The 19,184-nt window shown below is 66.2% G+C and carries 17 protein-coding genes; 6 read left to right on the top strand and 11 right to left on the bottom strand.

Going from position 1 to position 19,184, the window contains the following annotated elements; all coding sequences use genetic code 11:
• Nucleotide 1 precedes the first annotated feature (1 nt).
• Nucleotides 2-1,051, bottom strand: a complete 1,050-nt coding sequence (locus OXS27_RS04270) for a GntG family PLP-dependent aldolase (RefSeq protein WP_267354407.1) — start codon at nucleotides 1,049-1,051, stop codon at nucleotides 2-4.
• Nucleotides 1,052-1,083: 32 nt separating this feature from the next.
• The gene (locus OXS27_RS04265) at nucleotides 1,084-1,995 is read right to left on the bottom strand and encodes an amino acid ABC transporter substrate-binding protein (RefSeq protein ID WP_243916646.1); all 912 of its coding nucleotides are present in this window, start codon (nucleotides 1,993-1,995) and stop codon (nucleotides 1,084-1,086) included.
• Between the two features lie 113 nt (nucleotides 1,996-2,108).
• On the opposite strand from OXS27_RS04265, the gene OXS27_RS04260 reads away from it, so the two are divergent.
• Nucleotides 2,109-3,053 (top strand): LysR substrate-binding domain-containing protein, encoded by a 945-nt coding sequence (locus OXS27_RS04260; protein WP_267354406.1) that lies wholly within the window; start codon nucleotides 2,109-2,111, stop codon nucleotides 3,051-3,053.
• Nucleotides 3,054-3,055: 2 nt separating this feature from the next.
• Here OXS27_RS04260 and OXS27_RS04255 read toward each other — a convergent pair whose 3' ends face one another.
• Nucleotides 3,056-5,257: a 3-hydroxyacyl-CoA dehydrogenase NAD-binding domain-containing protein gene (locus tag OXS27_RS04255; protein ID WP_267354405.1), complete on the bottom strand. Its 2,202-nt coding sequence runs from the start codon at nucleotides 5,255-5,257 to the stop codon at nucleotides 3,056-3,058.
• A gap of 113 nt (nucleotides 5,258-5,370) precedes the next feature.
• Between OXS27_RS04255 and OXS27_RS04250 the strand changes: the two genes are divergently transcribed.
• Nucleotides 5,371-6,150: an EAL domain-containing protein gene (locus OXS27_RS04250; protein WP_267354404.1), complete on the top strand. Its 780-nt coding sequence runs from the start codon at nucleotides 5,371-5,373 to the stop codon at nucleotides 6,148-6,150.
• Between the two features lie 30 nt (nucleotides 6,151-6,180).
• Here the strand turns inward: OXS27_RS04250 and OXS27_RS04245 are convergent, their stop codons facing one another.
• From OXS27_RS04245 to rpsT, 4 genes are all read right to left on the bottom strand, one after another.
• Complete coding sequence (locus OXS27_RS04245) at nucleotides 6,181-6,687, bottom strand: hypothetical protein (protein WP_267354403.1); 507 nt, start codon at nucleotides 6,685-6,687, stop codon at nucleotides 6,181-6,183.
• A gap of 119 nt (nucleotides 6,688-6,806) precedes the next feature.
• The gene (locus OXS27_RS04240; protein WP_267354402.1) at nucleotides 6,807-8,015 is read right to left on the bottom strand and encodes an acetyl-CoA C-acetyltransferase; all 1,209 of its coding nucleotides are present in this window, start codon (nucleotides 8,013-8,015) and stop codon (nucleotides 6,807-6,809) included.
• A gap of 269 nt (nucleotides 8,016-8,284) precedes the next feature.
• The gene (gene dnaA, locus OXS27_RS04235; protein WP_243916662.1) at nucleotides 8,285-9,778 is read right to left on the bottom strand and encodes a chromosomal replication initiator protein DnaA; all 1,494 of its coding nucleotides are present in this window, start codon (nucleotides 9,776-9,778) and stop codon (nucleotides 8,285-8,287) included.
• A gap of 487 nt (nucleotides 9,779-10,265) precedes the next feature.
• Complete coding sequence (rpsT, locus tag OXS27_RS04230; protein ID WP_243916652.1) at nucleotides 10,266-10,532, bottom strand: 30S ribosomal protein S20; 267 nt, start codon at nucleotides 10,530-10,532, stop codon at nucleotides 10,266-10,268.
• A 279-nt stretch (nucleotides 10,533-10,811) separates the two neighbouring features.
• On the opposite strand from rpsT, the gene OXS27_RS04225 reads away from it, so the two are divergent.
• Together OXS27_RS04225 and OXS27_RS04220 are read left to right on the top strand one after the other, a co-directional pair.
• Nucleotides 10,812-11,891, top strand: coding sequence for a hypothetical protein (locus tag OXS27_RS04225; protein ID WP_267354401.1), 1,080 nt, complete (start codon nucleotides 10,812-10,814; stop codon nucleotides 11,889-11,891).
• Nucleotides 11,888-12,655, top strand: coding sequence for a hypothetical protein (locus OXS27_RS04220; protein ID WP_267354400.1), 768 nt, complete (start codon nucleotides 11,888-11,890; stop codon nucleotides 12,653-12,655). Before OXS27_RS04225 ends, OXS27_RS04220 begins: the two co-directional genes overlap by 4 nt.
• Nucleotides 12,656-13,132: 477 nt before the next feature.
• Here the strand turns inward: OXS27_RS04220 and ccmB are convergent, their stop codons facing one another.
• Nucleotides 13,133-13,801 carry a heme exporter protein CcmB gene (gene ccmB, locus OXS27_RS04215; protein ID WP_267354399.1) on the bottom strand — a complete coding sequence of 223 codons (669 nt, stop codon included), beginning with the start codon at nucleotides 13,799-13,801 and terminating at the stop codon, nucleotides 13,133-13,135.
• The gene (ccmA, locus tag OXS27_RS04210; protein WP_267354398.1) at nucleotides 13,798-14,436 is read right to left on the bottom strand and encodes a heme ABC exporter ATP-binding protein CcmA; all 639 of its coding nucleotides are present in this window, start codon (nucleotides 14,434-14,436) and stop codon (nucleotides 13,798-13,800) included. Before ccmA ends, ccmB begins: the two co-directional genes overlap by 4 nt.
• A gap of 103 nt (nucleotides 14,437-14,539) precedes the next feature.
• On the opposite strand from ccmA, the gene OXS27_RS04205 reads away from it, so the two are divergent.
• Nucleotides 14,540-14,725 carry a hypothetical protein gene (locus OXS27_RS04205; protein WP_267354397.1) on the top strand — a complete coding sequence of 62 codons (186 nt, stop codon included), beginning with the start codon at nucleotides 14,540-14,542 and terminating at the stop codon, nucleotides 14,723-14,725.
• Here the strand turns inward: OXS27_RS04205 and OXS27_RS04200 are convergent, their stop codons facing one another.
• On the bottom strand, nucleotides 14,726-15,499 hold the full coding sequence (locus tag OXS27_RS04200) for an RNA methyltransferase (RefSeq protein ID WP_267354396.1): 774 nt from the start codon (nucleotides 15,497-15,499) through the stop codon (nucleotides 14,726-14,728).
• Nucleotides 15,500-15,693: 194 nt separating this feature from the next.
• On the opposite strand from OXS27_RS04200, the gene OXS27_RS04195 reads away from it, so the two are divergent.
• Nucleotides 15,694-16,908: an NADP-dependent isocitrate dehydrogenase gene (locus OXS27_RS04195; protein WP_267354395.1), complete on the top strand. Its 1,215-nt coding sequence runs from the start codon at nucleotides 15,694-15,696 to the stop codon at nucleotides 16,906-16,908.
• A 654-nt stretch (nucleotides 16,909-17,562) separates the two neighbouring features.
• Here OXS27_RS04195 and OXS27_RS04190 read toward each other — a convergent pair.
• Complete coding sequence (locus tag OXS27_RS04190; protein WP_267354394.1) at nucleotides 17,563-18,942, bottom strand: HD-GYP domain-containing protein; 1,380 nt, start codon at nucleotides 18,940-18,942, stop codon at nucleotides 17,563-17,565.
• Between the last annotated feature and the right edge of the window lie 242 nt (nucleotides 18,943-19,184).

The raw sequence follows: 19,184 nt of genomic DNA, 5'->3' as shown, positions 1-19,184 counted from the left end.
ATCAGGCCGCGTCGAGACAAGCCCGGAAGGCGGTGACAGCGCGCTCGATATCGGCGGCGGTGATGTGCCGGTGTGTCACAAGACGCAGCCGCGTCGGGCCCAGGGGCCGGGTGCGGGTTCCCGCCGCTTCGAGCGCCTCGACCCAGTGAGCGCTGTCGCGGCCGGTTCGCACCAGATCGACCTGCACGATGTTGGTCTGCGGCACACTCGCGGACAGGCGTGCCCCCAGCGCGTTCAACCCGTCGCTGAGCTGCCGGGCCCGCGCGTGATCCTCGTCCAGCCGCGCACCCATGGCGGTGATCGCTTCAAGACCCGCCGCCGCCACGATTCCGACCTGCCGCTGGGTTCCACCGATCATCTTGCGCAGGCGCCGGGCCGTCGCGATGACCGGGGCGTCGCCGGCCAGCACCGCACCCATCGGCGCGCTCAAGCCCTTCGACAGGCAGAGCGAGACCGTGTCGACATGCGCCGTGAGATCGGCCGGGGGGACACCGAGATGGATCGCGGCGTTGAACAGACGCGCTCCGTCGAGATGGACCGGGATGCCGCGCCTGCGGGCGATGTCGGCCAATGCCGCCATGTGGGCGGGCGGCAATACCGTTCCGCCGGCCGCATTGTGCGAGGTCTCGACCGCGATCATCGCGGTGCGCAGCGGGCTCGCGGAGGGGTGCAGCGCCGCCTCCAGACGGTCGAGATCCATGGCGCCGTCTGCGCCTTCGATCCCGAGCAGGAAGGTCCCCGTGAGGGTCGCGGCCCCGCGCTCGGTGTTGAGCATGTGGGCCTGTGCTTCGAGCAGCACCTGCTCGCTGCGCTGAACCTGCGCCAGGATCGCCAGGAGATTGCCCATCGTGCAGCTCGGCACGAACAGGCCGGCGGCCTTGCCCAGCATCGCGGCCGCCGTCTCTTCCAGCGCCCGCGCGGTCGGGTCGGCGTCGAGACCGTCATCGCCCAGCGGCGCGGAGCGCATCCGCGCGTACATGGCCTCGGTCGGCCGGGTGACCGTATCGCTGCGCAGGTCCACGATGTCGGACGCTTCAACCGCGGCGTTCATGTCGGTGTGCATCTCAATACCTGCCGGCCGGCCTATCGATAGGCGGCCTCGTCACCGGAATCGGTCGGATTGGCCAGAGCCCGCTTCAGTACGTCGCTCATCGGCAGTTCGAGATTGATGCCCCTCGGCGGGATCGGCTGCTCGAAGTAGCGGCTGTAGAGACGCGCCACGGTACCGTCCTGGATCAGCTCGATGACCGCCTTGTCGACGGCAGCCTTGAAGGCCGCGTCGTCCTTCGGCTCCAGGATACCGTAGGGCGCGAATTCCAGCCCCTGGGTGCCGATTTTGTAATCGCCCGGCCGCTTCGCGCCCGCGACCGTAGCGTGCGCGAGGGCATCGTCGTTGATCGTCCCCGCGGCGCGGCCGGTCTCCAACAACAGGAAGACCTCCGCGGTGTCCTTGGCGGGCATCACCTGAATGTCGAGCTTGTCGCGGACGTTGATCCGCGTCGCGACGCGCTGGGTCTCACCGCCCGCCTGGGCTGAGATCGCCTTGCCGCGGAACGAAGCGATATCGTTCACGTCGACCGGCGAGTCCTTCCTGGCCGTCAGCACCACCTGCGCCACGAAGGTGGTCGGCGCGAACGCGATCAGCTTGTGCCGCTCCGGCAGGTTGCTGGCGGTGCCGCATTCGAGATCGATCGTGCCGTTGTTGATCAGCGGGATCCGCGTCGCCGACATCACCGGCACGTGCCGGATGTCGAGCTTGGGCAGGCCGAGCACCGTCTTCAGCTTCTGCGCGACGTGCTCGCATATCTCCAGCGAATAGCCGACTGGCTTGGCATCCTTGTCGAGGAAACCGAACGGCGGCGACGCGTCCGGAAAGCCGAGGCTGATCTGACCGGTGGCGCGGAGCTTGTCGAGGCGCCCCTCCGCGATCGACGGTGCGGCGAGCCCGGCCCAGCACAACGCGGCTCCGATAAGCGAAAGCGTCCTCGACACCATCCAAACCCCCTGGTTATGCCAGACTCTGCGTCTCAAGCTTTGCCGGCTGATCCTAGGAGCGGCTGCGCACCGGCGTCCAATGCCGATTCCCGGCCCCAGCATACGGATCTGATATGGCCGCACGGCGCATGACCTTCCGGCACATCGAGGCCTTCCGGGCCGTGGTGGTCACGGGCTCCATGACCGAGGCGAGCCGGAAGTTGCACACCTCGCAACCGCAGGTCAGCCGCCTGATCGGGCAGCTGGAGGCGATCACCGGCCTGCCGCTGTTCGACCGCAGCGGCAGTCGCGTCGTCCCCTCCCTCGACGGCACACGCTTCCACGCCGAGGTTGAGCGGGCCTTCGTGGGTCTCACCAGCCTTGAGGCGGCGGCCACGCGGATCCGCGCCTTCGGTGCCGAACGGTTGCGGGTCGCCGCGATGCCCCGGCTGGCCGGGGGTCTCCTGGCGCGGGCCGTGGTGCGTTTCCGGGTTGCGCATCCGGACGTGATCGTGGCGATCCATTCCGGCGACGACGCGAGTGTGAATCACTGGATCGACACCGGCTTCTGCGACGCGGCCCTCACGATGCTCTACGGCGACGTTCCGGAGGGCAGGCTCGACCATGTCGAGACCCGGGCCTGCGTGGCGGTGCTGCCCCAGGACCACCCGCTCGCGGACAGCGCCGCGCTCGTGCCGGAGGATTTTCGCGATGTGCCGTTCGTCGCCGCCTCACACGGCAGTGCACTTCGCGATCGAACCGAGGCTGTCTTCGAAGCAGCGGGCGTCACGCTCGCGATCACCGCCGAGGCCGGTCTCGGCGCATCGATCTGCACGCTCGTCTCGGCGGGGCTGGGCGTCAGCGTGATGAATCCGCTGGCCGCCCACGAGGAGGCGAAGGTCTCACCGATCGCGATCCGGCCCTTCACCCCCACCCTGCCGGTGCATTTTGCGCTGCTGTTCCCGCCCGATCACGCGCGGGGACGCTTGATGCGGGCCTTCGGCGCCTGCGCCCGGGCGGTCCTGCGGGAGGAACTCGCCGCGCTGCCGGATGCCGCCACCGGGCGTCCGGCAGGCTGAGCTCAGGCGGCGCGCTTCCGGGCCTCCCCGTAGAAGGTACCGCCGCGCTCGGCCATCGCGGCGAGGGTGTCGGGCACGGCGAACCGCAGGCCGTGCTTGGACTCCAGCGACCGGGCCAGATCGACGAAGGTCGCCGCGCCCATGAAGTCGATGTAGGACAGCGCGCCTCCGGTGAACGGCGCGAAGCCGAAGCCCAGGATCGAACCGACATCGGCCTCGCGCGGGTCCGTGACGACGCCCTCGCCCACCGTGCGGGCAGCCTCCAGCGCCTGGACGACCAGGAGCCGCTGCTTCAGCTCGTTGAAGTCGACGGATTCGGGATCGAGCCGGTTCGGCTGCAGGTCCTTCAGGCCGGGCCAGAGGCGCTTCGGCCCACCCTCGGGATAATCGTAGAACCCCTTGCGGTTCTTCCGGCCCAGGCGGCCCTGCTTCTCCACCAGCTCGGACAGGATCGCCTTCTGCGCCGGATCGACGGCGCCGGCTCCGACCTGCGCCTCGGTGGCCTTGGCGATCTTGAGCACGAGATCGAGGGCGACCTCGTCGTTGAGCGAGAGCGGCCCGACCGGCATGCCCGCCTGGCGGCCGGCGCTCTCGATCATGGCCGGCGGCACACCTTCGGCCAGCATCTTGTGGCCTTCGAGGATGTAGGCGCCGACGCAGCGGTTGGCGAAGAAGCCGCGGGCGTCGTTGACGACGATCGGGGTCTTCTTGATCAACCGCACGTAGTCGAGGGCCGTGGCGAGCGCCCGGTCGCCGGTCGCCTCGCCCTTGATGATCTCGACCAGCATCATCTTCTCGACCGGCGAGAAGAAGTGGATGCCCACGAACTGGTCGGGCCGCTGCGCGCTCATGGCGAGCCCGGTGATCGGCAGGGTCGATGTGTTGGAGGCGAAGATCGCGTCGGGCCGGATCACCGCCTCGACCTTCCGGATCACCTCGGCCTTCACCTTCGGATCCTCGAACACCGCCTCGATCACGAGGTCGCAATCCGCCAGCGCGGCATAATCGGAGGTGGCCTCGATACGGCCGAGCAGCGCGTCGCGATCAGCGGTCTTGGCGCGGCCCTTGTTGATCTGGCCGGTGATCAGCGTGTGGGCGTAGGCCTTGCCCTTCTCGGCAGCCTCGACCGACTGGTCGACCAGTACCACCGCGATCCCGGCCTGCGCCGTCACGTAGGCGACGCCCGCGCCCATGAAGCCGGCGCCGATCACGCCGACCTTCTGCAGGGTACTGGCCGGCACGTCCTTCGGACGGCGTGCCCCCTTGTTCAGCTCGCCCATGGAGATGAACAGCGTGCGGATCATCGCCGCCGCCTCCTTGCTGCGCAGGATATGCGCGAAGTACCGGCTCTCGACCCGCAGGGCGAGGTCCATCGGCAGCTGCAGGCCCTCGTACACAGAGGCCAGGATCGCTTTTGCGGCAGGGTAGTTGTCGTGCGTCTCGCGCCGATAGATCGCGTTGGCCGGCGGCCAGATCATCATGCCGGCGGGCGAGTAGACCTTGCCGGAGGGCGCCTTGAACTTCGGCACGTCCCAGGGCGCCACCGCCGAGCCGCCTTCGCGGATCCAGGTCTTGGCACGCTCGACGATCTCGGCCTGTGGCGCCAGCGCGTGGACCAGCCCCATGCCCTTGGCCATCGGCGCACGGATCTGCTCACCCTTGAACAGCATCTGGAGGGCGTCGCCGGTCTGCATCAACCGGGCGACCCGCTGCGTGCCACCGCCACCCGGAAACAGGCCGACCTTGATCTCCGGCAGGCCGACCCGCGTCTTCGCGTCGTCCGACGCGACCCGGTAGTGGCACGACAGGGCCAGCTCGAAGGCGCCGCCGAGGCACAGGCCCTGGATCGCCGCCGCGAAGGGTTTGCCGCAGGTCTCGAGCCGCCGGAACAGCAGCGACAAGCGCCGGGACGCCTCGAAGAAATGGCGCATCGCCACCTCCTCGCCCTGCTCGGCCTTGAGCTTCTCATAGGCGAGACCGAGGCCCTGCAGCATGGTGAGATCGGCGCCACCAGAGAAGTTGTCCTTGCCGGTGGCGATGACGCAGCCCTTAATGGCGGCATCGGAGACGACCTGCGCGATGATCTGCTCGAGCTGATCCATCACGCCCTCGGTGATGACGTTCATCGACCGGCCGGGCATGTCCCAGGTCGCCAGGGCGATGCCGTCGGCATCGGTCTCGAACCGGAAATCGGTCAGCGTCATGGTGCCGTCCTCCCAGGACAATGTCGGAAAGATACCGAAGCGGTCACGTTAAGGTTGTATAGAGTCCGAGCTGGCACGGTCCGACGGTTGGGGGGCACCGACGGAAACCAGTCATGACGAAGGAAACCGGATGCCGCGCCTGCCGCACCGGCACCACCCTCGATTTCGATTTCACGATGGCCTTCCAGCCGATCGTCGACATCAGCACGGGATCGGTCTGGGCCTACGAGGCCCTGGTGCGGGGCCCGAACGGTGAGCCGGCGCCGACGATCCTGAGCCGCGTGACCGACGAGAACCGTTACCAGTTCGACCAGGCCGCCCGCGTCCGGGCGATCGAACTCGCCGGCCGGCTGTTCCCGCGGGACAGCGACACGCGGCTCTCGATCAACTTCATGCCGAACGCCGTCTACGAGCCGATCGCCTGCATCCGCGCATCCCTGGAGGCGGCGCGGCGCGTCGACTTCGCGCATCAGCGCCTCATGTTCGAGTTCACCGAGCAGGAGCGATTCCGCGACATCGCGCATGTGCAGCGCATCGTTGCCGCCTATCGCAAGCAGGGCTTCCTGACCGCGCTCGACGATTTCGGCGCCGGCTTCGCGGGCTTGAGCCTGCTGGCGAATTTCAGGCCCGACCTGATCAAGATCGACATGGATGTGCTGCGCGGCCTCGACACCGATGCCGGCCGTCACGCCATCGTGTCCGGCGTCGTCGGGATCGCCCGGGCGCTCGACGTGACGGTTCTCGCCGAAGGCATCGAGACCGCCGCGGAACGCGAGGCCCTGCGCGCCCTCGGGATCGACCTCATGCAGGGCTACCACTTCGCCAAGCCGATGCTGGAGGCCTTGCCTCCGGTCGCCGGCTTCGCGCCCATGAGTGCCGCGCGCGCGGCCTAGGGCCAGCCGAGGGCGCGCGGCAACCATCGCTTACTTCGGAGCCGGGACGGGCACCGCAGCGGGCGGCATTGGCGGCGCGCCGGCCTTCGGCGCGTTGTCGGTAGCCGAGGCCACCGCCAGCATGTTCAACAGCTTGGTGACCGAGTTCTGCGAGATCGCCGTCGCGGCGGAATTCGGATCGGCGTTCATGGTCTGGAACTTGAGGTAGGTCGGATCGGAATAGATCTCGTCGAGATGCTTCAGCTCGGCGAGGCTGAACTTCTCCGCGTATTCCTTCGACAGTCCCTCGACCATGATCTTGCGCTGCTTCTCGAACTCGTCGTTGAGTTCCTTGCGCACGGACTCGGCCCGCGCCTCCGGCATCGGCGCGACGGTCTTTTCCAGCGCGACGTTGAAGCCGGTCTGCAGGTTCTTGATCAGGGTCTTGTTCACCAGGGTCGTGGCCGTGGCGACTCGGTCCGCCGCCTCGTCGGCGTGGGCAGCGAGCGGCAGGCTTAGAGTGACGCCAAGGCACAGCGTCGCGATCAGGCGGTTCAAGGGCTTGTCTCCCATAGTCTTATCGTCGAGCCCGGATGCGGGCTGGACGTCGCCCGCGCCTCTAGCAGCGTTCCCGATCTTTGGGGAGCGGCGCAACACCGCGTCCGGACATGGACCCGTCAAACCCGCTCGATGATCGTTGCCGTGCCCATGCCGGCGCCGATGCACAGCGTGATCAGCGCCCGCTCCTTGCCGGTGCGCTCCAGCTCGTCGAGGGCCGTGCCGAGGATCATCGCTCCGGTCGCGCCGAGCGGATGACCCAGCGCGATCGCGCCGCCGTTGACGTTCACGGCCGCCGGATCGAGATCGAAGGCCTGGCAGAAGCGCAGGACCACCGCCGCGAAGGCCTCGTTCACCTCGAACAGGTCGATGTCCGACACGCTCATCCCGGCCCGGGCCAGGACCTTCCGGGTGACGTCGACCGGGCCGGTGAGCATCAGGGCCGGGTCGGAGCCGATATTGGCAAACGCCCGGATGCGTGCACGCGGACGCAGGCCCGCGGCCTCGCCAGCCGCCTTGGAGCCCACCAGCACGGCCGCCGCGCCGTCCACGATGCCGGAGGAATTGCCGGCGTGGTGGACGTGATCCACCACCTCGACGTCGGGATGCGCGTCGGTCGCCACGGCGTCGAAGCCGCCCATCTGGCCCATCTGCACGAAGGAGGCCTTCAGCGCGGCGAGCGACTGCATGTCGGTACCGGGGCGCATGTGCTCGTCGCGGTCCAGCAGGGTGATGCCGTTCACGTCGCGCACCGGGACCACGGAGCCGTTGAACAGCCCCTCCCCCCAGGACTTCGCCGCCCGCTCCTGGGAGCGAACCGCGTAGGCGTCGCAATCGTCCCGGGTGAAGCCGTACTTGGTGGCGATCAGGTCGGCCGAGACACCCTGGGGCATGAAGTAGGATTTGATGGCGATGGCCGGATCCACCGGCCAGGCACCGCCCGACGCGCCGATGCCGATGCGGCTCATCGATTCGACACCGCCGCCCACCGCCATCTCGTGCTGGCCGCTCATGACCTGCGCGGCCGCAAAGTTCACGGCGTCGAGGCCGGAGGCGCAGAACCGGTTGATCTGCACGCCCGGCACATGGGCGCCGTAATCGGCCACGAGGGCCGCCGCCCGGGCGATGTCGCCGCCCGCCTCGCCCACCGGATCGACGCAGCCCAGAATCACGTCGTCCACGAGGCCGGTATCGAGCCCGGTGCGATCCTTGAGGGCACGCAGGGTCGTCTCGGCGAGGCGCAACGCGGTGACTTCGTGCAGGGAGCCATCCGCCTTGCCACGCCCGCGGGGCGTGCGCACATGGTCGTAGATGAAGGCGTCCGTCATCAGCACTCCCCGGGGGTGTCGGTCCTCGCCTCGCGGCGACGCGGCCTTACAGGGCCGTCTCGGTTCACACCAGTGTGCCACGGCGCGTGCGCCCTCGGCCAGCCCCAATCGCGAGGAGCCGGCGGAGGACGCGTGACAGGGCGGGGGATTTCTAGTTCTTTTCGAGGCAGCGCGCCGATCTGGCGATAGCGGGCCGCGTACCCGGAGCCTACGGCTGCCTGTGTCGCGCTCCCCGGCCAGTACAGACCCGGCCGGGGATCGAAGAGCAGCTAGTCCTGCAGCATCCGCTTCAGCAGCTCGACTTCATCGCCGAGCACCGTGTCTTCGCCGATCAGCTTCTCGATCTTGCGGACGGCGTGCAGCACCGTGGTGTGATCGCGTCCGCCGAAGCGCCGGCCGATCTCCGGCAGCGAGCGCAGGGTCAGCACCTTCGAGAGGTACATGGCGATCTGGCGCGGCTTGACCACGGCGGCGGTGCGGCGCTCCGACAGGATGTCCGAGCGCGAGACGTTGTAGCGCGAGGCCACCAGCTTCTGGATGTCCTCGATCTTGATCCGCTTCGGCTCGCGGTTCTTCACGAGATCGCGGATCGCGTTCTCGGCGGTGTCCATCGTCACCGCGGTGCCGGTCAGCGTGGCGTGTGCCAGGAGGCGGTTCACCGCGCCCTCAAGGTCGCGGCCGTTGGCGGTGATCGCCCGGGCCACGTAGGACGCCACCTGCGGCGAGACATCGAAGCCCGGATGCGCGGCCCGCACGGCGGCGAGACGCGCCGACAGGATCGAAACCCGCAGGGCCTCGTCGAGGGCGGTGATCTCGACCACGAGGCCGCCGCCGAGGCGCGAGCGGACCCGCTCGTCGAGCGCCTCCAGCTCGGTCGGCGGCCGGTCCGAAGCCACCACGACCTGCCGGCCGGCATCGATCAGGGCGTTGATCGTGTGGCCGAACTCGGCCTGGATCGACTTACCCTGGATGAACTGGACATCGTCGAGGATCAGCAGGTCGATCCCGCGCAGCCGCTCCTTGTAGACGAGCGCCGACTGCGTCTTCAGGGCGTTGACGAAGCCGTACATGAACCGGTCGGCGGTCAGGTAGATCACCCGGCGCCCGGCTTCCCGGGCGGCATGGCCGATCCCGTGCAGCAGGTGCGTCTTGCCGAGGCCCACGCCGGCATGGAGGTAGAGCGGGTTGTAGAGCGCCCCCTCCCCCTGATGATTGGCCACCCGTTCGGCGGCGGCATGCGCCAGGGCGTTGGAGCGACCGATCACGAAGCTCGCGAAGGTCAGCCGCGCGTCGAGCGGCGTGCCGCTGAGGTCGCCACCGGCCTCCGCGGCCTGGCGGGGCTCCGGCGCTACGGCGGCGACCGGAACCGAAGCGCCGGCCGCATGCAGCCGGGCGAGCGGGCCGCTGGCGGGATTCGCCTTGGGCGCCCCCGTGGTGACCGTCCGCACCGGCGCGCCGGTGCCGCGCACCCCGACCTCGATCCGCGCGATCTCCTCGACCTCGGCCTTGAAGGTGCCGAGCACGCGGTCGAGGTAGTGCGACTCGATCCAGCTCTTGAGAAAGCGGGTCGGCACCGTGAGGCGGGCCGTCCCGCCAGCGACCGCCTCGAGTTCGAGACGGGCGAACCAGCTCGCGAAGACGTCCTCGCCGAGCTCGGCGCGCAGCCGGCGCTTCACGCGCGCCCAGGCGGACCCGTAATCCATCGTACCGCCGCCGTTGCGGCCACCCTCGTCGTCGCTCGCCACTGTTCCGTCGACACGCATCATTGGCTCTCCCGACGCTGCCCCCGGTCTCCCGCGGGCCGCGCCTACGCACGATTTACGCTCTTCGAGTCCCGCAAGGACGGGCGGGACAGAGTCCCTCGAACGGAGTCAAGCCCATTGCGAGGAACTTTTGCCGATTGAGAGAGCCTATCAACAATTACCTACGGTTCCTTTAACAGTGGGACTTGTGGGGATGGCGCAGATTCCCATTTCAAAGTCTTCCGCCCGCCGCGGAACGACCCGGCTAGAGTCTTGGCGAATCGGAATGATTCGCCAAAATCCCGAATCGGCGCCGTTTTGCTTGATCGGTGTCAGTCTTTGTTAAGCTACACGCGGCGCCGAGACTCTGCAATGTCGCCGAGTCTTGAACAGGGTTAATGCTTTCCGTATCACTGGCATCGGTCTCAGACGGCCGGCGGCGATACAGGCATGAAAAAAGCCCGGCTCGTGGAGCCGGGCTTCAAACCGTCTGAAGAATGCGGGTGGTTCAGGCGGCCAGCGCCTTCACCCGGGCGGCCAGGCGCGAGACCTTCCGCGAGGCATTGTTCTTATGGACGATGCCGTGCTGGGCAGCGCGCATCATCTCGGGCTCGGCCTCACGGAGGGCGGTGAGCGCGTCCTGCTGGTTGCCGGTGGCGATCGCCTCCTCGACCTTGCGGACGAAGGTGCGCATACGCGAGCGGCGCGAGCGGTTGATCGCCGTACGCTTGGCGATCTTGCGGGTCATTTTCTTGGCCGAGGCGGTGTTGGCCATCTAAGTCCTCGTTCTCTTCGTCGGGCGATGCCGACGGGCCGGCTTTGCCGGAAATCGGTCGTCGCGTCAGGTTGTCTGGCGATAGCCGAGACGCAGCGCGCGCGAAAGCGCGGCCCCTCGGCGAAGCGGTCTCTATAGTGAGCGGGTCGCCCTGCGTCAACGCGGAACAGTTGGACGCCGCTCAATGGCGACAGGCGCCCTAAATCTTGACATTTTTCCTATGTTGCTGCTTTGTTCTCACGCCGCCATGGCGGGGCGGTGTGGCGGGGCACGACGATCATGCGTGAAGAGTCTCCAGCACACAGCGAGTCGATCGTTCTGCGCAACATTCTTGCCGGCCTCGCACTGGAGACCAAGCTGATCCGCCTCCAGCGGGAGCTCCAATTCCGAGGTTGGGAGACGCAGCCGCGCGCACCAGCGGGACAGCCGAACGGTGGCGAGTGGGTGCAGGGCCCGAGCGGCGGCCAATGGGCGTCGCTCCACGAGGACCGGCCGGGCGGCCCGTCGCCTCAGGATCCGCCGCCGCTCACGGAAAGCACCACGCTGGAGGACGGGACGCGCGTCCTGTCGGTCCGAATACACGCGGGGCGACAGCCCTTCGACGAACATCACACCGTCACGGCGCCGGATGGCGAGAGCCGGATCTTCGAGACGTCCGGCGAAACGCAGACGGTTCGCGACGGCAAAACGGGCGAGGTTTTATCGCGGACCACCTTTACGCCGACCGGTCTCGTCGCTGAGCCGATCGTTCAACAGGCCTTTGCCCCCGCCCTACCGCTGATCGCCGCCCCCGTCATCGCAACCTTCGAGCTTGGGTTGCAGCTCCTGACGTACCTCTCCACTCGTGAGGACGGGTTCGGCACAGTTTTGGGGCTTACAGCGCAAGCATATAAGTTTGGGGACGATCCGCAGATGAGCATGCCGATGTGGATCGGCCGGCTCAGCCAAGCTCAGCTGGATAACGCCTGTCCCAGAAACGGGGAAGTGCAAGCTATCGTGGACGAGGTGACTGCGCGTGTGACAGCACAAGGTGGGTATGCCAATGCTACGCAGCTGGGTACGATGATTCACATTGAGATCGCGCGCATCATCAACGAAAAGAGAGATCTAAACTTTGTTGCAGAACGTATATTAGCTGAACGAAAGGAAGATGGAATTTACATTCTTATTGGCAGCAAGAGAGCCGACGTATTTGAGAGGCCTCGCATCGACACCGTGTGTATCTACGACCCAAAAACTGGTCGACAGGGCTGGACCCCTAAGCAAGCTGTTGACTCCGTCAAGGCGGCAAAGCGCGAATTTCCGGAAGCAATGCGCTTCATTATGATACAGGTAAGACCTAGGAAATGGCCCAAATGATTGGCACACCGGCACAGCAAATCAAGGAACTGTCGATGCCATTAATCGACAGAAATCAGGATGTCACTCTGACAGGCGGCAAATTTCTCTGCATTCAGAGTGTCGGTCATATTGCCAGGCAGATCCGAATTCACAACCGCGCTAGCCGAGGCTACTTCACGCTCGAATGGAGACTGACGGAACTGTATATTCGTGGAGACAAATTCGGATTCGGAGGTTATGGCCGATCGATCGGTATGATCGGACGGTCGCGCCAATTCAAACCCGCTGGCCAAGATGGAGTTTGGGATTGGGACGACCCGACGATCACTGAGGATTTCGTCGCTCAGGTTGAGACCGAAATCCTTCCGCTTCTTAGATCCTTAGACTCAATCGAGAAAATTGTAAACTTTATTTTATCCCAAGAAATGCGAGGTTATAGCTTCCACAAAGACCATATCTGGATGTGCCTTACAAACGCCGCGCTCGGCGAATTTGCGATTGCCAGAAAACATTGCGGCCTGATTACCCCAAGCTTCAAGGAACAATACGAGAAGAAAAAAGCGATCGATGATGAATCGATATCTGATTACCTTCGGAGCTGGGTTGCGCTGGGGGAGGCCCTGCAGGCCGGCGATTACATTACTTTGGCGAGGCTTCTCTGGGAGAACGAACGCTCTGAAGCAGACCGTTTCAAACTCGGCCGTCACTGGCAGCCCACGGCGTTTCCATTTCAGAAGACTGCCACACCGACAAGGATGGCCGGCGGACCGGATCAACAATGATCAGCGTGCGAGGGACTAGAATCCCTTCAGCATCTCTGACAGTAGTAATAATTCGCAAAGTAAAATAAAAATGCTATATAAATTAACTTTCGGATAGTAGCAGAAAGATGTATATTTGCAAAAGTTTCCAATGTAGCCAGGGCCTGCATTAATTTGCGAAGAGGATAGGCGTATCGAGCAGCACAAAATCTTCGAAGTGTTAAAGACTTTGGAGGATGCCAAGATTTTTCCGGCTCGCGCGGGATCGGCCAGATACGATCAGGGTCGACGCAACGCTCTATTGGTTGCGCCTGGAGATCGAGTGCTTTGACGACAACCACGTCGAGGTATCAACCTTCCGAGGGACGGAAGACATCGATGGAGATTTCAATTATATTATAAGAATACTGGCTGATAACCCAATGGATTTGATAGGACAATGCGCCATCGCGGTCATCGGCACACCATCGGCAGGGCGCAGCGCTCGAGCGTCAAACCTCACTCCGGCCAGCGCAAAGCCGCCGCCGCCGCAAGCGTTCCGACCACGGCGGCGATCAGCGTCAGCGCGGCCAGCACGGCCAGCGGCACGAGGAACGGCACCGTCCCCCCGCTCGCCGCCTGAGCGGCCGAGACGCCGAAGATCAGCGTCGGGATCATCAGCGGCAGCACCAGCACCGCCAGGATCAGCCCGCCCCGCCGGATCGAGGCCGTGAGCGCCGCGCCCACCGCACCGATGAAGCTGAGCGCCGGCGTCCCGGCGAGAAGCGTCAGGGCCGTAGAGCTCATGGCGGTGCCGTCGAGGGCGACCAGCAGGCCGAAGAGCGGGGCAGCCAGCGCGAGCGGCAGGCCGGTGGTCAGCCAATGCGCCGTCACCTTGCCGAGCACCACCAGTTCCAGTGGCACCGGCGCGGCGGTCATCAGGTCGAGGGAGCCGTCCTCCTCGTCGGCCTGGAACAGGCGGTCGAGGCCGATCAGCGTCGCCAGCACGGCGGCGAGCCACAGGATCGCCGGGCCGATCCGCGACAGCAGGTTCAGATCGGGCCCGAGGGCGAACGGGACCAGCGCAACGATCATCAGGAAGAACACCAGCGACAGGGCGCCGGACCCACCGACGCGGCCGGATAGGCGTAGGTCGCGGGCGATGAGGGCGAGAACCGCGCGGATCACGCCCAGTCCTCCGTCACGTCGGTCACAGGGGCCGCGGCGGCGGTCTCGATGCGCAGTTCGGCGGCGTCGGAAAGCCCAAGCGCTTGGTGCGTCGCCGCGATCACGAGGCCGCCTTCGGCACGGTGTGCCGCCATCAGCGCGGCGAGCACCGCCTGCGAGGCCGTATCGAGGGCCGCCGTCGGTTCATCGAGCAGCCAGAGCGGCCGGGCGCAGACGAGGAGCCGCGCGAGCGCCACCCTTCGCCTCTGGCCCGCCGACAGATAGGCGACCGGCAGATCATGGGCATGGCCGAGGCCGAGCCGCTCCAGGGCATCGCCGGGCGAGAGGCGCGGTGCTCCCAGGATGCGCTGGGCGAACAGCAGGTTCTCCCCGGCGGTCAGCGAACTCTTCAGCCCATCGCGATGGCCGACCGCATGCAGGCATTCCGGCAAGCTCGCCTCGCCGACATCGGCGATCGCGATCTGCCCGGCGTCCGGCCGCAGCCGGCCGGTCAGGATGGCCAGCAGGCTCGACTTCCCGGCCCCGTTCCGCCCGGTCACTGCGAGCGCATCGCCGGGCCCGAGGCCGAAGGACAGGTTGGCAAAGATGCGGCGGCCGGAGCGGCGGCAGGCCAGATTGTCCACGCTGAGCCGCACCCGATACCCCACCCCGTCCCGTACCCCCCTCCATGCCCGATTGCGCCGCGTAACGGAACCGCACCGCCCAGCTGAGCTTTCGTTCCGAAACGGAGGATTGCCTATGACCGAGGCGAGAAACCCGAGCGAGGCGGACATCGCCACGACACCCGATGCGGTGGCCGGCCGCGCCAAGGTCGAGGCGCGCATGGCCGCCTGTACGCGGGAGGAGCAGGCGGCCTTCTGGGAGGCGGTCGGGCGCTGCTTCGGTGGCGGCAAACCGCCGGAGATGAAGCCGGTCAACGAATAGTCAGACGCCCTTGCGGGTCAGCGCCCGCAACGCGCCGCGAAAGGTGCGCACATCCTGCTCGGTCATGCTCATGCGGTGGAGCATGTCGCGCATGTTGCGGGCGATGATGTCGCGCTTCTCCGGCGGATAGAACCTCGCCGTGTCGAGGACGGCCTCCAGGCTTCCGAACAGGGCAAGCAATGCCTCGCGGGTCGCCGGCGGGGTGAGCAGTTCGCCCGAGAACGGCAGTTGCGCCCGGCCGCTTGCCTGTCGCCACGCGTAGCCGACGAGCAGCACCGCCTGCGCAAGGTTCAGCGAGGGAAAGTCGGGCGACACCGGAAACGTGATGATGGCGTCGGCCAGCGACACCTCGTCGTTGGTGAGCCCGACCCGCTCTCGGCCGAACATCACCGCGGTGCGCTGCCCGTCCCGGCCGACGAGCTCGCCCATCGCCTCCTCGGGCGCGAAGACGCGCTTCATCTGCCCGCGCTCGCGCGCCGTGGTGGCCAGCACGTACTGGCAATCGGCAATCGCCTCGGCGACGCTGCCGAAGAGCGTCGCGCCGTCGAGGACATGCGTCGCGCCCGAGGCCGCCTCGCGCACGCCCTTCTTGGGCCAGCCGTTCTTCGGATTGACCAGGCGCAGCTCCGACAGGCCGAAATTCGCCATGGCGCGGGCGGTCATGCCGATATTCTCGGCGAGTTGCGGCTCGACCAGGATCACCGCAGGGGCAAGCCCCGGCGGGAGTTCGGTCACCTTCCTGGGGGCGTCGCCCTGCTCGTCTCGGCTCGTCATGCAGGCGATCTGGCATGGCCGGCCCTCACCCGTCGAGGGCCGGGTGACGAAGCAGCCCGGATGACAGTGCGCGCCTTCCGTCGCCGGAAGGGCCGCGCTATGTCGCAGAGCGAATTCCAGCCCGGGCCGCCCGGGCGCACGACCGCACGGCCTTTGCATGCCGTGGGCGGGCACAACGCGGAAGGCATCTTTCCATGGCGAAGATCAAGGTAGCGAACCCCGTCGTCGAGCTCGACGGCGACGAGATGACCCGGATCATCTGGTCCGAGATCAAGGACAAGCTGATCCACCCCTATCTCGACGTCGATCTCGAATATTACGATCTGGGCGTCGAGCACCGCGACGCCACCGGCGACAAGGTGACGGTCGATGCCGCCGAGGCGATCAAGCGCCACGGCGTCGGCGTGAAGTGCGCCACCATCACGCCGGACGAGCAGCGGGTGAAGGAATTCGGCCTCAAGGAGATGTGGCGCTCGCCCAACGGTACGATCCGCAACATCCTGGGCGGCGTGATCTTCCGTGAGCCGATCATCTGCAAGAACGTGCCGCGCCTTGTCCCGGGCTGGACCCAGCCCTTCGTGATCGGCCGCCATGCCTACGGCGACCAGTACCGCGCCACGGACTTCAAGGTGCCCGGCAAGGGCCGGCTTACCATCAAGTTCGAGGGCGATGACGGCACGGTCATCGAGAAGGAGGTGTTCAAGTTCCCCGACGCCGGCGTAGCGATGTCGATGTACAACCTCGACCAGTCGATCATCGACTTCGCCCGGGCCTCGCTGAACTACGGGCTGGCACGCAAGTACCCGGTTTACCTCTCGACCAAGAACACGATCCTCAAGGCCTATGACGGCCGGTTCAAGGACCTGTTCCAGAAGGTCTACGAGGAGGAGTTCGAGGCGAAGTTCAAGCCGCTCGGCATCACCTACGAGCACCGCCTGATCGACGACATGGTCGCCTCCTGCCTGAAGTGGTCGGGCGGCTACGTCTGGGCCTGCAAGAACTACGACGGCGACGTGCAGTCCGACACGGCCGCGCAGGGCTTCGGTTCGCTCGGCCTGATGACCTCGGTGCTGATGACGCCGGACGGCCAGACCGTGGAGGCCGAGGCCGCCCACGGCACCGTCACCCGCCACTACCGCGAGCACCAGAAGGGCCGCGAGACCTCGACCAACTCGATTGCCTCGATCTTCGCCTGGACCCGCGGCCTGTCGCACCGCGCCAAGCTCGACGGCAATGACGATCTGGCGAAGTTCTCCGCGACGCTCGAGAAGGTCTGCGTCGACACCGTCGAGGCCGGCTTCATGACCAAGGATCTGGCGCTGCTCGTCGGGCCCGAGCAGAAGTGGCTTTCGACCACCGGGTTCCTCGACAAGGTCGATCAGAACCTGAAGACCGCCATGGGTGTGTGAGGCCCCAGCCTCGGATGACGTTGCGGCGGGCGCCCTATGGGTGCCCGCCGTTTCGTTTCACGCTTCCACTTTTGATCACGAAAAGTCTTCTCAGCGTGATCCGGCGGACTGCAAAGCAGCCGCCCGCTGAGTCGGGATGTGTTTTTCGATAGGCCGCTTCGGACCACGCGCAATCCGGCCATCGGTCGATGTCGAATGCCATCGCCGGCGTTCTGGCGGCCAGTCCCGGCCCGCGCCGAAGTCGCCTTTGGCCCCAACGAGACTGTCTACAAACCACTGACCGCGGTGGCGTCCCAGCCAATACGCAGAAAGGTCTTTACAGCTAGAAGGTGCAAATACGGTTGCATCAAATGCAATCGAAATTGCTATCAGCATGGAGTGGCGGATGGTGCAGTCTCTCGCAAGGCGCCAATGATAGATCCAAGAGCGATCTAAGCTTGGCACTTGGCAGAAGCCCAGGACGCTCAAAGCATGCTCACCCGTCTTCTTTCCACGCTCTGCCTTCAGGCCCTGCGTTCGCCAGCCTGCGGATGGGTGGTGCGGACGGTCGTTGTCTTGGCGTCGCGGGAGGCATCACCGCGCGGCAGGGCGGCCCGCGGCGGCGCTGGCGAGATGGCCCAAGTCCGGTAGTCGACAGGCCGGCCGGAGCGTGGTTCAGGCCGCGCGGGCAAGATCACCCTCGATGGCGGCGAGCGCCCGCTCCAGCGCTCCGAAGCAGGCGGGATCGAACGCCGCACCGAGGTCAGCGCGCATGATGCCAAGCGCCTTCTCCAGCGACATCGCTGCGCGGTAAGGCCGGTCTGCGGTCAGCGCGTCGAAGACATCGGCGACAGAAACGATGCGGGTCTCGGGTGCGATCGCGCCGCCGCTTATCCCGCGGGGATAGCCCCTGCCGTCCAGCCGCTCATGGTGACCACCACCGATGCTGGCCATTTCGTGGAAGACCGCGACCCGCGCCAGGATCGTCTCGGACAGAGATGCGTGGTTGCGCATATCGCGCCACTCCGCCTCGTCCAGCTTGCCGTTCTTGTCGAGGATCGCGTTCGAGACCCCGAGCTTGCCGACATCGTGGAGGAGCGCGGCCCGCTTGAGCCACCGGCGTCGTTCCGGCGGGTAACCGAGTTCGGCCGCGATCATGTCGGCGTAGACCGCGACGCGCTCGGAGTGGCCAGAGGTGAACGGACTCTTGGCATCGATGATCTGTGCGAAGGCACGGGCAATGTCGTCGAGGTAATCCTCGTCCACCACGATCGGGCTGGTCGGCGCCAAGGCGAACACCGCCGCCTCGACCTCGGCCGAGGCCAGGGTGTCCCAGAACCCGGGTTCGGAAGCGATTGCCTCGAAACAGGCGACGACCTGAGGATCGAACCATGTGCCCGAGCGCGCCCGCACCTCGGCGATCGCGGCCGCCGGGCCGGCTGCGGTGTGGAACACATCCGCCACCTGGGCGAGAAGCGCCACGCGGGCGTAGAGCGGGATCGCGGAGCCGGCGAGACGGTCTGGCCGCCCGCTGCCGTTCCAATGTTCGTCAAGGGCGTGGATGGCTTCGCAGACGCTCGCCGGGAAGCGAAGCTGACGGGCGATCTGCGCGCCGCGCTGGCAGCGGGTCTGGATGAGGTCGTCGGCGATCGTTCCGCCGTTCTGCAGGATGTTGAGCACGGCCCGGAAGCGTTCAGCGAGGCCTGCCTTCAGACCCGTGTGAGAAAACACGAAGCCGAGCACCTTGGGCAGGCTATCGCTCACCGTCTTGAAGTCACGCTTGAAGCTGAGATCATCGGAGAGATAAAGTTCACAGATGCGCGCGGCGTTGCTGGAACACCCGAGGTCTTTCAACATCACCGTGTGATAGAGTTCCCAGAGCTGTAGGTCCGGCAGGCCCAGCTCTCGGCCGATGTGAAATCCAATCCACGTCGCGCGCACGCAATGGCCGACGGGCTGCCCCTCCGTGAGATCGAGGGCATGGCTCAGGGCGCCGAGAACTTCCGAGAGCTGGATCGTCCTGGCTTCGACCGCGCTGCCCGATACGATCCGCATCGTTTTGGTCCAGTCTTACGTCTTATAGGCTTCTACAGGGGCAGATAATACCAGCAGAGCCTCACCAAAACGTTGCGCCAAGTCCTGTCGTGTTCGTCTGAAACGCGCGCCACGACGCGGCTGCGCGGGCATTGGCCTTGGGCTTTCTTCGGAACAAGGCGTTCGACGCGGTCGATGCGTCCCGTCGTGGCTTGGCGTGATGCTCTATTGATGTCGGCTTTGATGCCTCGGCCACCTGGAGT

Origin of the sequence: Methylobacterium sp. GC_Met_3, assembly GCF_026540775.1 — a bacterium.
Taxonomy (GTDB): Bacteria; Pseudomonadota; Alphaproteobacteria; order Rhizobiales; family Beijerinckiaceae; genus Methylobacterium.
The sequence above is the reverse complement of the archived record's forward strand: the minus strand, read 5'-3'. Positions and strand labels throughout refer to the sequence as shown.